At 47.5% G+C, this 14196-nt stretch carries 12 protein-coding genes; 2 read left to right on the forward strand and 10 right to left on the reverse strand.

The features are described 5' to 3' along the window. Positions 1-18: 18 nt before the first annotated feature. Together istB and istA are read right to left on the reverse strand one after the other, a co-directional pair. A complete protein-coding gene (gene istB / locus AC15IQ_RS14030) occupies positions 19-741 on the reverse strand; it encodes an IS21-like element helper ATPase IstB (RefSeq protein ID WP_483179907.1) in 723 nt (240 codons plus the stop codon). After that, positions 738-2234 carry an IS21 family transposase gene (gene istA / locus AC15IQ_RS14035; protein ID WP_483179909.1) on the reverse strand — a complete coding sequence of 499 codons (1497 nt, stop codon included), beginning with the start codon at positions 2232-2234 and terminating at the stop codon, positions 738-740. The genes istB and istA overlap by 4 nt, the downstream gene beginning before the upstream one ends. Positions 2235-2818: 584 nt before the next feature. On the opposite strand from istA, the gene AC15IQ_RS14040 reads away from it, so the two are divergent. Further along, positions 2819-3118: a DUF503 domain-containing protein gene (locus AC15IQ_RS14040; protein ID WP_483179911.1), complete on the forward strand. Its 300-nt coding sequence runs from the start codon at positions 2819-2821 to the stop codon at positions 3116-3118. Between the two features lie 120 nt (positions 3119-3238). Continuing rightward, positions 3239-4000: a M99 family carboxypeptidase catalytic domain-containing protein gene (locus AC15IQ_RS14045; RefSeq protein ID WP_483179912.1), complete on the forward strand. Its 762-nt coding sequence runs from the start codon at positions 3239-3241 to the stop codon at positions 3998-4000. On the opposite strand, the gene AC15IQ_RS14050 is transcribed toward AC15IQ_RS14045, so the two are convergent. The 8 genes from AC15IQ_RS14050 to AC15IQ_RS14085 all read right to left on the reverse strand — a co-directional run bounded on the left by AC15IQ_RS14050 (position 3966) and on the right by AC15IQ_RS14085 (position 13940). After that, the gene (locus AC15IQ_RS14050) at positions 3966-5663 is read right to left on the reverse strand and encodes a putative amidoligase domain-containing protein (protein ID WP_483179914.1); all 1698 of its coding nucleotides are present in this window, start codon (positions 5661-5663) and stop codon (positions 3966-3968) included. The genes AC15IQ_RS14045 and AC15IQ_RS14050 overlap by 35 nt on opposite strands. Positions 5664-5679: 16 nt before the next feature. Then, positions 5680-6984 (reverse strand): YheC/YheD family endospore coat-associated protein, encoded by a 1305-nt coding sequence (locus AC15IQ_RS14055; RefSeq protein WP_483179916.1) that lies wholly within the window; start codon positions 6982-6984, stop codon positions 5680-5682. Positions 6985-7325: 341 nt separating this feature from the next. Beyond that, complete coding sequence (ychF, locus tag AC15IQ_RS14060) at positions 7326-8390, reverse strand: redox-regulated ATPase YchF (RefSeq protein ID WP_483179918.1); 1065 nt, start codon at positions 8388-8390, stop codon at positions 7326-7328. Positions 8391-8480: 90 nt separating this feature from the next. Further along, positions 8481-9668, reverse strand: a complete 1188-nt coding sequence (locus AC15IQ_RS14065; protein ID WP_483179920.1) for a M24 family metallopeptidase — start codon at positions 9666-9668, stop codon at positions 8481-8483. Between the two features lie 171 nt (positions 9669-9839). Then, positions 9840-10679 (reverse strand): PH domain-containing protein, encoded by an 840-nt coding sequence (locus AC15IQ_RS14070; RefSeq protein ID WP_483179922.1) that lies wholly within the window; start codon positions 10677-10679, stop codon positions 9840-9842. Between the two features lie 42 nt (positions 10680-10721). Then, complete coding sequence (locus AC15IQ_RS14075; RefSeq protein WP_483179923.1) at positions 10722-11561, reverse strand: 3-hydroxyacyl-CoA dehydrogenase family protein; 840 nt, start codon at positions 11559-11561, stop codon at positions 10722-10724. Positions 11562-11581: 20 nt separating this feature from the next. Continuing rightward, a complete protein-coding gene (locus AC15IQ_RS14080; RefSeq protein WP_483179960.1) occupies positions 11582-12670 on the reverse strand; it encodes a 6-phosphofructokinase in 1089 nt (362 codons plus the stop codon). Between the two features lie 121 nt (positions 12671-12791). Further along, a complete protein-coding gene (locus AC15IQ_RS14085) occupies positions 12792-13940 on the reverse strand; it encodes a S1C family serine protease (RefSeq protein ID WP_483179925.1) in 1149 nt (382 codons plus the stop codon). Between the last annotated feature and the right edge of the window lie 256 nt (positions 13941-14196).

Here is a 14196-nt window from a genome sequence, read left to right on the forward strand (position 1 = left end):
CCAGCACCCTTAGTTCCATTATTTCCTGATAGTGGAATATTTGAGTCGGTAGCTTTGTCCACCAAAAACCAGCAGATGGCTGTGGTGAATTAAGCGGTCGATAATCGCACTGGTTAGCTTCTCATCGTAGAATATGCCGTTCCATTTACTGAATTCCAGGTTGGTGGTAATAATAATGCTGCGTTTTTCATAGCAGTCAGCTACTACCTGAAAGAGTAGCTGAGCACCCTGGCGATCCAGAGGTATGTAACCCCATTCATCACAAATTAATAAATCCAGCTTGGATAATTGCTTAAGCATCTTGCCCAGGTTTCCTGCCGTTTGAGCATCATTTAGATCATTAACCAGGGTTGATGTTCTGTAAAATCTCACCTTCTTTCCTTGATTACAGGCTTCCACCCCGATAGCGGTAGCCATATGGGTCTTACCGGTTCCCACCGGCCCGTAAAGGATTAGGTTTTCCTTGCGTTCCAGCAATTTAGCAGTTTTCAGATCATCTATCGGAATGGAAGCCGGTATTTCTACATGATCAAGACTATAGCCGTTAAAAGTTTTAATTACATCAAAAGTGGCCTGTCTTAAACAGCGATTTTTACGATGTACTTCCCGGGTTTTTAACTCCATTTCCAGAAGCTTGGCCAGAAATTCTTCATGTGTGTCGGCTTCAATACACGAATAGTTCTTGACCAAACCATTGCCCCAGCGCAGCTGCTTGCAGTAGTCTTTGATAAGCTCTTTCATTTATTCTCACCTGCTTTCAGAAAGACATCATAGCAGGTCAGATCAGGTGTAAATATTGCCGGTGAATTTATGCCGGCAGATATTAGCGGCAAAAAATCATTAAAAGTGGGTTCGGTTAATCTTCGGTAACTTAATAGAATGCTATCAGTATCCGCTTTGCCAGAATCCATGGTTTCCAGCAAACAGATGGTGGCAGTATCCATGTCTGTTTCCGTAATCATTCGGAACAGCAAGTGAAGACTTTTCTTTTTTTCCTCATAGGTTAAATCTGCAAGGTATTCCTGCCAAGGATCAGGTAGTTCATGATAAAAACCAGTGTATTTCAAAGCATTAGGTCTTTTAGCTAATGTACTCAGATAGGGCAGCCAGTCCATAACTTCCTGTCCCTGACCATATAGCCGCTTATGGGTTACGATTAACTGATATTGCTCATTCAGTATCTCTATCTGATGTGCTCTTAGTTTTATGTATATTTCTTTTCCTGCCACTTGGGGAGAAGCGGAATATATATTACCTTCACAGCGCACTTTACCATATTTATTGGCCACCTGCTTTTCTGTACGACCTATCTCAAAAGGTTTGGCGGGAAGGGGTAACATGGCTGCAAGGTCTTTATTGAGCAGTTCTGATATTTCCAATCCTTTGGAGTAGTGTTTTCGTCGGTGGTCTTTTTCTGCCACGGCAAAAAGTCCATGGTTAAATGCTTGAATATCGTCAAAAGCTGGTTCAGGTACAAAGAAGTTTCTGCGACTGTAGCCAACTTTGTTTTCAACATGACCCTTTTCATGACCTTTACCAGGGTTACAAAACTGTGCCTTAAAGCCATAGTGGAGCGCAAATCGGTAAAACTGATCCACAAGTTTACGGTTTTCTCTATCCCCAATACCGGCAACGGCTGCTGACAGATTGTCAAACCAGATAACCCGGGGAACGTGCTTCAGATGTTCGAATATATCCCTTAATCCAGTTAACGGGCATTCTTGGTTTTGGCCCCGGAATACCTGGGGATATCCGGCATTGCTGTAAGGCAAGGAGAGTACCAGCTCATATCCTTTAAGTTTCTTGCCTTGTTCGATCATGAAAATCTCGCCAAAGTCCACCTGTGCTTCACCGGGCGGATGCTCCAGTGGAAGGAAGCCCTCTTTTTCTCCGTAAAGTTCCTTTTTCTTGGCAGCTACATAAGCTCGCACAGTTCTTTCGCAAGCATCAAATATATCTCCATGTTCATTACGCAGACGCTCATAGATTCGGGTTCCAGTGTGGCGCTGCTTAACCGGTCGGTTCATGTCTTCTATGAGCCAGGTATCTATTATTGGTTTAACCGGGTCAAGCTTGGAAGGCCGCCCTCTTTTGGGTTTTGCTTTCTCATTGAAATCAGATTCTTCGGCGTATTCCTTTACGGTTCTGAAATCATGCCCGGTCTCTTCTGCAATGCTTCTTAGGGATTTCCCTTTATGGAAGCTTTGGTGTTTGATATGATATCTTTGAATCATCGTTAGCATCCTTTCTTTCTACCCCCTTTGTCCTTGCAAACAAAAGGGTAGTATATTTTAGGGGTGCTGGCGATGATTTTTTCCATTTCTCTGCTGTATTTTTAACTTGCCATTCGCTGTACTTTTATTTTGCCATAGACACCACTCCCCTCTTTCTTTTATATGGAGCGGTCGCCGTAGTATCTGCTGTCTTTCTTGATAATCGAACCTCCCATAAGAAGACAGTATGTGTTCAAACAACGCTGCATTAACGCTCTGAGGTACTGGTCGATAATAGCGGGCTAGGCCTGCCTAGATGGATTTGTGGCTGTGGAGAACACCTCGCGGTTGGAGCAGATCAATTCGGAGATTTGGCATCCAACTGTCTGGTGGATAAAGTGTGCAGACGTAGTGTATCGGCAGTAAAGTCTGATCTAATCCTGTGAAATGTCATTCAAGCTTTTATTAATTTACTGAGACTATTACTTTTTATGAAGGTGCATTTCCGTTGGCCGATACCGTTTACCGCATTTTTGCGGCTTCCTGGCACTTCTGTTACAATAAGGTGGTATCTCAATATTCTGTTACGAAAGGAAAGGTCTGGCGTGTATGTGATTTATGGTTACTGCGAACTATTTATGCCTTATGCCTCCACATTAAAAGAGAAACGCATGGTAGTCCGCAGTATTCAGGACCGCTTAAAGAAGCGCATCAATATTTCAATATTGGAAATTAAGTATAAAGATCTATGGCAGCGCGCTATGTTGGGTTTCGCAGCCGTCGCCGGGTCCCAAACCGATATAAACCTAATCCGTGAAGCCGTTCAGTCCACTCTCGATCTGCACCTCTCTGAGGCCGAAATTGTTGGTCTTCACTTCGAACTTATTCCCATAGTTACCGATTAAAACCATACCTTTACATTATTTACCTTGACAGATGGGCAGGATTCTCCTAATTTTTGTAGAATTTTGTCACAACTTACTTTTTTGTAAAAAAGAATTTGTCAAGGAAAGGAATGAGTTATTTTGAAAAAAGTAAGCTTGCTGTTAAAACGTTGCTGTATTATGACTTTGATTACATTACTTGCATTCTCTGGACTGGCTATAGCGGCCCCGATAGCACAGGCAGATACTGTTAAAACTGTTACCATCGCCTCTGGCACAATATATGCAACCCCTATGTATATTCGCGACAGTGGAAAACCCGGCCCTGTAGTTATGATCGTGGGTGGTGTGCACGGCAACGAACGCGCTGGATACACTGCTGCTGCCAAGGTTAAGAATTGGGACATTAAAAAGGGCAAACTAATAGTTTTGCCTAAGGCTAATAAAAAGGCTGTGGACCGGCACACCCGCACTTATAACGGTGACCTGAACCGTGATTTTCCGCAGGGGAAAAACCAATCTGCCGATACCAGCCTAGCTAGATCGATTTGGTCAGCAGTTAAGAAGTATGATGTTGACTGGCTGATGGACATGCATGAAGGCTACGGATATTGCAAGCGCACTAAATCAGTAGGCCAAAGCCTTATATACTACCCCAACAGCACCACCCAGACGATGGCCAGCGCTATTGTCAAAAACCTCAACAGTAATATTAGCACCTCTTACAAGAAGTTCAGCCTGTTCAGGTATCCTGTTAAAGGGAGTTTGGCCAGAGCGTCCGGACAGTACCTGGGGGTAAAGGCCTTTATCTTCGAAACCTGCGATGATCCTTCATTGAGTGTACGAGTGAATTATCAAACCAAGGCCGCTAATACCCTACTGTCGCGCCTGGGTATGCGCTAACCACCTCAAAGTGGGTGGACACCCGACGAATATGTTCCGGTCCGATAACCCTGGCCAAGTCAGGGTTATCGGTTTCTAAATCCGGGTAGAACAGGTTCTGGCTGTCTGTTCCTGGGATGACAATGCTTCTGGAAACACGCGCATTGCGCGGACTGCGCGTGCGAGCCATAAGCGAGCTGGCTTGCCTGCGCCGCGGTCGGTTATGGGTGGGGATTACATCAGACTCCAGTAGTGCAACGTCCGAAAAGTCCGATTCGAATTGGGTATCATCGAACGAGGCTTCAACCAGTTCTGCGTCGGTAAACCTTCCTGATTTTTTTTTTGTTTTTCCGCCTAATTTCCAGGTCTTGCGAAGATCCCGTTTTTCATCCCAGGATGCCTGGTTGTCTACCATCCATTTTAGAATGGAGATTTCCTCAATATATTTGCGTCCGAGATCAGTAGCTTCGATTTCAGCCCAGATCATAGGGAATACCTTGCGGAAATGGTCTTGATCCCCCCGGTAAAAAGCCTGCTGCGCCTGGGGATTATTGAGATAATTATGGTTTAGCTCGGGATAGTGGCTTATTACCACTTTAGCCAGACAAAGTACGGCTGTGGCTATTTCCCTGCTCACCAACCAGCTTCCGGGAGTGCGGTATTCGAATCCGCCGTGGCTTTTATTGCGATAGTCACTGAGCTTTCCATACCTTTTACGTCTTTTAACAGCGGTAGCCTGATTTTCAATCATGAAAACCGGTATACCGAGGTAATTGTCTAAAGCTCTCAATATAGCGGCGTTCAATTTTATGTTGCTAAAATGTATATGCCCGCCGATGGAATAGCCCGGAAAGGGTTGACTACCCGCTACCCATTTCACATTGGCGGAAGCGACCATTCGGTTGGCATAGCCCAAAGCCTCCCTAATGTTAAGCACTAAGTGCTGGGGCTCCGAATTAGGTCGAGGGCGTATTTCTGCGATAGGTCTCTGCTGCCGGTTAGGAATACGAATGGCATCACATCCTACAATACCGTCTCTGGGAAAATAATCGGAGGCAGCCACCATTCTCCCGCTTTTTCGGTTTACGAGCATAAATTCCGGATCCGCCCCTAGCTTCACTTCTTTGTGATTCATCAGGCAAATAGCCTGAAGCTTTTTTACCACCCGGTCCACATCCTTGGAGCGCAATTCCGGCGATGTTTCCAGTCCAGCGATTTTCCACTTTCTTCTGTTGGTTAATACGACTTCGACCATTACCATATCAAGCCCCAATAATATGGAAACCTTCCGGGCTAGCTGCGCTGCCTTCATGTTTTCATTTTCTTTGATATATTTAGGTTTAGCTCCTTTTCCTTTAATCTCTACGCAAACCGATAGTATATCGAGATCGCAGACCAGGATCTTGTAAACCCGGTTGATATTATCTTCTTCAGTATCCAGGCACAGCACCCGGTTGGCCTGCAGAACATCAAAAGCCTGTTTCTGATTCATAGCCAGTTTCACTGCGGGACCGTTGTTAAACATACGGGTGGGGCCGGGATGAGTACGCAAGTCGATTTGAAGATATTCAAGTCCTATAAAAGTAGTTTCACTGGTTTGAACGTTAATGTCGTCGGTTTGCTCCAGTCGTTCAACCAATTGCCTACCAGTGGTGCTGGCAGCGTATAGAAGTTGGATATTCATAGGCTAGACCTTTCTGTCAGTTTCTTCTTTGTTCTGCAGCCGCAAATATGCAGTAGTCTATCAAAAGCTGCAGATGGCGTCGGCGAATATCTGTTTCGTCGAAATGAGTTGGCTTGGAGTTTACCTCCAGAATCCACATCTTGCCCTGCGAATCAATGCCGATATCCATGGAGACGATAGCAAGGTTTAGGCCTAATCGCTCTTCTAGTAGTGCGGGAACATGGCTGCAGATGAAACTGAGCTGATCTCTAAGCCCGGTTCTGGTGCTTGGGCTGGGAAAGGTTTGCCTTATTACCGTTTCATATGTTTCAGCCCGTCCTCCGTTAGGAATATGAGTTACAAATTGGCCCTTGCCTGCAACCCGGAATGCGGCTCCAGTATGAACCCAGGCACCGCTGCCATCCTTTTGAAACTGAGCGCGCATATCAAATACGTTGCCTTTTAGGGTACATAGTTTAATACCGCGCTGCAGCAGACCGTCTCTATTACCCATCTCTTCTTTCAGCAAGTTATACAAGTTATCAACAGAACTGCATTTTTTCCACTTGGTTGGCTTTGCTGATGTTGCCACAGAAAAACCGCTGCCCTTAGGTACTATCTTGATAATGCCTTTCCCCAGGGAACCATGATCTGGTTTTAGTAAGACCTCCTCACACTGCTTTAACATAATATTCAGGTTTTTATGAGTGAACTGTAAGGTCAAGGGAAATAAGCCACATACCTCAGGCACAGCGCTTAATGTCTCATAAACCTCCCATTTGTACAGGAAACGGCTGTTGAAAAGGTGAATCGCCGGATCATCTTGAAATTGTTTCAACAGCCCTTCAATATGAGCGGTGTTCTCTAATCTGCGCCTGCGAATCCGGTTGTAGACGATATCAGGACGAGGAAAGAGACTGGTGTACCACTTATTGGCAGCGTTGAGGCTTATGCCTTTGATCATGCCGTTCTTTTTCCCCACCCCAGAGGCGTTGAACAGATAAATCAATACCCCGCGCTTTCGAGCGTATTTGACCATCTCCCGGTATATCTTGGCCTCATACGGACCGGGATGTCCCTCTGGTCTGAGAGAGCTAATGAGAATGCCGATTACAGGCCCTAGATATAAGCCTTGGAAATCAGCATAATAGATAAGATATGGCCTGGCGGGAATATGCAAACGCCGTGCCAGCGCTGGAGATATGGAGATAAGACGGCGTTTACTATCTACTGCTAAGTCAGGCTCATTGACCGGGTTGAGGTGATTGCCAGCATGAGCCATATATCTTGAGTTTTGGTGGTGTTTGGGTATATCTAGTTCAATAGCAGAATGTTTTCGCATGACATGCCCCTTGTTAATTCTCTACTCTCATCATATGAGTAATGGCTATATACCGTGATTGTTGTGTACACTGGAAAACAAAATTAAATGGGGCTGTCTGTATGTCTAAAATGGATATTAAGGGAACAGCAAGCGGGGGCAAGAATGTGCCAGTCAACTTAATTGTCAACCGTCTCTCAAGATCGGAAAGTGCGAAGTAGGGTTGCATAATACGTGAACGAAGGACCTGGCCCATCATATTGACCTTTTGATAAGCCTCACACAAAAAGAGGCTGCCTTCGTAAGACAGCCCCATGGTTTTACAACCGTTTAGTTTGTCGGTTTACCCCGCCGGTTTAACTTTACACGTTAAAGCGGAAATGAATTATATCGCCATCGGTCACTACATACTCCTTGCCTTCAAGTCGAAACAGGCCCTTCTCTTTTACTGCTGCCATGCTACCCAGTTCATGAATATGTTCATAGGACACTACTTCTGCTCTGATAAATCCACGCTCTATATCGCTATGGATCTTGCCGGCGGCCTTCCTGGCCGGGCTGCCTGCGGTTACCGTCCAGGCTTTGACTTCATCTTCTCCAACGGTGAAGAAGGAGATCAGGTCGAGGCTCCGATAGACGGTGCGGGCTACCCTTACCATGCCGGGCTCTTTCAAACCTAGTTCCTGCATGAACTCAGCTCGTTCATCCCCATCTAATTCAGCGATATCCCGCTCTATGGCAGCCGATACCTCCACATAAGGGAGTTGATGGCCTTCCAGGTATGATCTGACTTCGTCCTGGCCGGGATAAAGGTCAGCTTCCAGATGATTCTCCCCAATGTTCAGACATACCAGCATAGGCTTGGTGGTCAAAAACTGGTATGACAATAAGAGTTCGGCCTCTTCCTGATCCAGTTCAACGCTGGAAAGGGGCTGCTCATGCTCCAAAGCCTGCTGCAGTTTGTGCAAAAGAGCCAATTCTTTTTCCTGGCCCTTTTTCTTTTTACTTTCTTCTATGCGCTGTATGCGGCGTTCCACCAGTCCAAGGTCAGCCAGGAGTAGTTCATAATGGATGTTTTCGATGTCGCCTACCGGGTCCAGCTTATCACCTTGATAAGGTACATTCGGGTCTTCGAATACCCGCACTACATGCAAGAGAGCGTCGGCTTTGCGCACCGTATCCAAAAACACTGCCGCAGCCTTCTCACTGCCCGGACTTAGCCCAGGTATATCCACCATTTCTAATTGCGCATAGGTGGTCTTCTTCGGTTTGTAGAGGGCAGAGAGCCAATCCACCCTGTTGTCGGGGACTCGTGCCATGGCGGTGTTGGTTTTTCCCACACTCAGGGTCTTGACCTTACTCTCCGTCATCAGTTCAAATATGGTGGATTTGCCCGCCAAAGGCAATCCAATTATTCCGAGTTGCATCGTTTTTTCCTTCCTTGATTTGTTGATGTGTTTTTATCAATATCCACTGCCGTTTGATTTTAGCATAAATCCAGTGTCGTTTCCTTATTCTTATTCTACATAGCCAATCACCTGCGGGGTGATGCTCAAGCATTCCGGGCCGTTTTCAGTCATCACATAGGTGCTCTCGGTCCCAATAGCCCCTTCCTCAAAGACGAACTTGGGCTCCATGGCGAACACCATTCCAGGCAATATGGGGGTCTTTAGCCCGGGGGCAAAAACCGGCATCTCATCGGTCTCTAAGCCTACGCCATGACCCACAAAGCGGGCGCGCTCCTCTTTGTAGCCCAGGAAAAACTCTTCATTGCCTGATTCCTTGGCGAGTTTAACTGCCAAATGATAAAGCTCTTCAGCAGGGGTCCCTGGTTTAAGGATGGATAACATCTGTTCATTTATCATCATAGCATCATTATAGGCCTGCTCCAGTTTGGGTGACAGCTTGCCCAGGCAGAATACCCTGGTCTGGTCGCCGCAATAGCCATTGGCCACACCTACATAGTCAATAAATACCACCTCATCACGCTTGAGTTGTGCATTGCCCGCGCCCTGTGGCCAGGCTGGGGTAAGGCCGATGCCGCTCACCGAGCCGTCCATGCCGCTGGCGCTGCAGCCGGAACCGCCAAAACAGACATTGCCCAGGTAGTAGTCCTGGTTAAAGGCTCGCATTTTGGCGTTGCCGATCAAACCGGCTCTTCGCATGGCTGCTTCCAAATAGCTGGCCAGTTCCACTTCCCTTATCCCTTCACGCAGGACCCGAGGCACTTCCTTGAATCCGGCATCTAAGATTTGCATGGCGGCCCGTATTTGGTCTATTTCAAAAGGCGATTTTATCATGCGTATCTTCCTGAACAAGGAACTGACATCGGAAAAAACCACATCGGGAAAAGCCCTTTCGTAAGCATGCAGATTACTCACCGGCAGAACATCGAATTCCAAGCCGAGGCGTTTGAGACTACTATGCCCAAAATCGCTCAAGACCCCGGGCAGGTCTTTGACCCCTCTGATGGGCACCACATTCTTGAGCGGTGATTCCTCTCGTCCGCGGCGCAGGCTTTTGCGAATCATCAAGACCGGTTCGCCTGATGCAGGAACGAAAAGTTGCGCATTCTGTACCGTTCCCGCCAGATAGAACATGTCACTGTTCAAAACCACGATGGCCCCGTCAAGACTCTTTTCCATCATCTCTTGTTGAAACTTTTTGACCCTGTCATAGATCTCTTCTCTTGGCGTTAATAACATTACTTACTCCTCCCTCCTAATACTGAAAAACCGATGCTCTTTTGTTTAATTAGTTAACATAATACTCGTTATGTTTTCTAAACCGGGTTGCCTGTCTTATCCTAAAAGTAAAAGCAGGGAGCATTGAACCCGCAAATGAGGTTAAATTACTCCCCGTTGGCCTGAAACAGGTCATTTCAAGGTTATTTCACCGAAAGACACAATAAAGAAAATGCCATTCACCATAATTCCCAGGGCTAGTATGGCATAGCCACCTCCTGCGGAAAACTGGTAAAGGCGAGCTGCATTGCTGGTGTTGAAAAAGAACAGGCCTACTGCCAGCACCAACAAAAGAATCACCAGTTTGGGCGCTCCCGAACCTGGGAAAAACACCAACAAATAGATGGCATAGGCCAACAGCATCCATACATTGATGCTCTTCAACAGCCGGTAAGTATAGTCGTTCTTCTCCGATTCCCCACGAACTTCTTCGGGCATTTCATCGATGTTGATTACTTCGATTTCTTTTTGAGCATGGTCAGCGATGTACTGCAGCATATCTTCATACATTTCAGCCGGAGGGGTAATCCCGAAAAATCCCACATTACTCTTGATATAGATGAAGCCTTTGTCAGGATAGGTGGCGTACATGCGGATCGGCCCCAGTCCCTTGGCTATATACAGCCCCACCTGATAACCGGGCCAGTCTGCCCCGACAATGGAACAGAGATTACATTGGCCCTCCACTCTAATTACGTGGGTAATCTCTTTCCATGGCACCACCTTGGTGTAAGCCCCCCATTGCAGGATCAGGCCTTTCTCCCCTGCCTTATAGGCGAGATTAAACGCTCCTGCGGCTAGAAAGGCGAACACCAGCATAAAAAGGTAGGTGGGAGCTAGAAGCATAATTTTTAAGACCTTGTCTTCAGGCCCGAGCGAGTAGTTTATCCCCCACAAAGCCAGTATAAATGCTGCTATAATGACGATTACTGTGAACCATACCCCAACTCCAGGTTTGGCGCGATACTCCATGTTGCCCATTCTCCTCTCCAAGGCCAAATGATTTCTATAGTATTAAATATATTCATAAAACCCGCGCCCACATCTTTTTCCCAGGTGCCCAGCCCGGACCATGGTAGTGAAAAGCGGGTGAGGGCGGTATTTGTTGTCTTTAAATTCTTCACAGTACAAGAGCATGGCATTGTGTAAGTTATCCAGGCCAATCATATCAGCCAGGGCCAATGGACCTAGCGGCATGCCCAGTCCGGCACAAGCAGCCTGGTCAATATCCTCTCGTGTGGCCAGGCCGTCGCAATAGATGTGTATGGCTTCATTAAGCAGAGTCAATGCCATGCGGTTGTATAAATACCCAGTACTCTCCCTTTTGAGCAGCACGCTGGTTTTACCTATGCGAGAGCAGAATTGGCGTGTTTTTTCAACAGTATGATCGTCTGTTTCCAGACCTTTAACCAATTCCACTAGAGGTTTCTGGGGCACCGGGTAAAAGAAATGCATGCCGATAATCTGGTTGGCCCTGCGGGTAGTGGCCGCTATTTCAGTAATAGAGAGACTCGAAGTGTTAGAGGCCAGTATGGTGTGCGGCGGGCAAATGCTGTCCATCTGGGTAAATATTTGCTTCTTGACCGCCATATTCTCAACCACTGCCTCGATTACCAGATCCGCCTGCCCAGCCAGTTCAAGATCAGTTGTGCCTTCGATGCGTTCCATGATGCGTTCAATTTCATCACGGTTCAATTCACCCGCCTGGACCAGTTTGTCCTCGACAGTGTTGATGCCGTCATCGACCAACTTCTTCTGCAAGTCTCGGAGGATCACTTTGTAGCCCCCCGCAGCCGCTACCTGAGCGATCCCCACCCCCATGATGCCTGCTCCGAGTACGGTTATGGTGTTCACTGCTGATTACCTCTTTTCAATTACATCTCATCCCCAAAATTTATTCCGATCCCTCGGGCTGCTGCCACCAGATCGCCCTGAGGATCGACTTTGCGTATCTCTTTGATAGCATCCGCTATAGGTACCGATTTTATCTCTGTACCCTGCAGGCTGACCATGGATCCATATTCTCCGCGAACGAAGGCCTGCACCGCTGCCACTCCGTAGCGGGTGCCCAGAATGCGGTCATAGGGGATCGGTGACCCGCCTCTCTGCAAGTGCCCTAATACGGTCACCCTGATTTCCACATTGCGTAAGACCTTGCCCAGGTCTTCGGCTACCTTCTCACCTATTCCTCCCAAGCGGATGGGATCATGGCTGGTAGGGACATAGTTCGAAACCACCATTTCGCCTCCGATGGGGAAAGCCCCTTCAGCGACTACGATAATGCTGAATTTTTTACCCTGGCGGTAGCGCTGAGCGATCTTCTTAAGGATAGCCTCCACTGAAAATGGTATTTCCGGAATAAGAATAACATCGGCGCTGCCTGACATGCCCGCGTGCAGAGCAATCCAACCACTGTACCGGCCCATGACTTCAAGTATCATCACCCGGTGGTGCGACTCGGCGGTGGTATGCAGCCGATCCAAGGCCTCTGATGCGGTGTTGACGGCAGTATTAAAGCCGAACGTAACATCTGTAGCGGAAAGATCGTTATCTATGGTTTTGGGCACTCCCACTATGGGTATGCCTTTTTCATAGAATTGACTGGCGATATTCAAGGTCCCGTCCCCGCCGATAACGATTAACCCGTCCAAACCGAGGTTCCTTAGATTTCCAATGGCCCGCTCAGATTCATCGGTTTGCATATGTCCTTCCTGGGTTACAGTTATAAAAGAAAATGGGTTGTCCCGGTTGCTGGTTCCCAGTATGGTGCCCCCGGTATGACTGATGCCTGATACAGTGCGGGGATCCAGGGCCATATAGTGGTTTTCCACCAGGCCGCGGAAACCATCCAAAAAACCGATCACCTCAATTCCGTATTGCATAGTGGCAGATTTGGTAATGGCTCTTATGACGGCATTAAGGCCGGGGCAATCCCCTCCCCCGGTTAAAACTCCAATATGCATGACCTTTGACAAGTTGCAATTCCTCCTTTGCCTGCACAAACAGCCTGAACGGGGATGGCCCCAGCACAGGCGGCTCTGTATTACATTACTTCTTTACTGTTATAGATTTCCCCTGTTGAAATCAGGGTTTTTCTGTCAGCACCAGCGACACCTGCATCGGGGTGCGGCTGCGGATTATTTGCAGCGTAATGGTGTCCCCAACTTTATGACCTTTTAATATTTCCTGCAGCTCATCATAATTGTCTACCCGGCGCTGATCGATCTGGGTGATGACATCATATTTGGTCAAGCCAGCTTTTGCCGCCGGTGAGCCGTCCTCCACCCCGGCCACCACAATGCCCCGGGGCTCTACCCCCAGGGAATTGGCCAGTTCCTGAGATACCGACTGCAGATAAATGCCTATATACGGCCTGATCACTTTGCCCTGCTGGATGAGGTCATTCAAAACCTCGTTGACAGTATTAATGGAAATGGCAAATCCTATGCCCTGGGCTTGGGCATTTACAGCCGTATTTATGCCTACCACCTGTCCGCTGAGATTTAACAGCGGCCCTCCACTGTTGCCGGGATTTATGGCCGCATCAGTCTGAATCAGGTTCTTATAGACCCGGTCCTCGATCTGCATGGGTCTCCCTTTGGCGCTGACCACCCCGGCGGTTACGGTATGGTCTAAACCGTAGGGATTACCGATGGCGACCACCCAGTCCCCTACCCGCAAGGTGTCTGAATCACCCAATTCCAACCAGGAAAATTTTTGGTTAGCGGTGATTTTCAGAACCGCCAGATCTAACTCATAATCTTGTCCCACCACTGTAGCCGGAAATTTTTCACCACTGGCCATGTTTACGGTAATAGTCTGGGCATGGTCTATGACATGCTGATTGGTGACCACATAGCCATTTTCATTGATAATGACCCCGGTCCCGATGGCAGTCTGTTCGCTCTCTCGAGGTGAGATGCGGTCGCCGAAGAAGTCGCGAAAAAACGGGTCCATGAAGGGGTTATTACCCGCTACCCGAGCAGTGGTCTCAATGTTGACCACCGCCGGACTGACCCTGGTAACCATGTCCGCGATCCCGGTAGGACCAATAATAACCGTCCCTCCGCCGAGAGGGCTGGGTGTTGATGGTTTACTCTCCTGGGCCTGCTGCTGTCCGGCATGTTGGCCCCAGACATACTGTGATAAGTAAAAGCTGCCGAATCCAACTGCGGCAACAATAAGTAAAATCAATATAAACTGCACGGTGCGGTTTTTATTCAATTTCTCCACCTCGCTTCAATCCTCATACCTGCAGTTTCATTATACTAAATAATTCTTATTCCGGGGACGCCACGCGGAGACCTTTTAAGCACGTCATTTTAGAAGTCACTGGTAGCACTCCAGGATGATCCCCAGGTACCCTATAAGTATTTCATTCTAGAAATCGTTGGAGAGTAGCTTGTGACTCACCGGCATTAACCTACAAAGAGGTGCCAAAGTACGGGAAGGCGTTTGAGGTGATCAAGAGAAGTGCTCTCAGTAAGAT

The organism is Syntrophomonas sp. DTU019, from assembly GCA_913757435.1.
GTDB lineage: Bacteria > Bacillota > Syntrophomonadia > Syntrophomonadales > Syntrophomonadaceae > DTU019.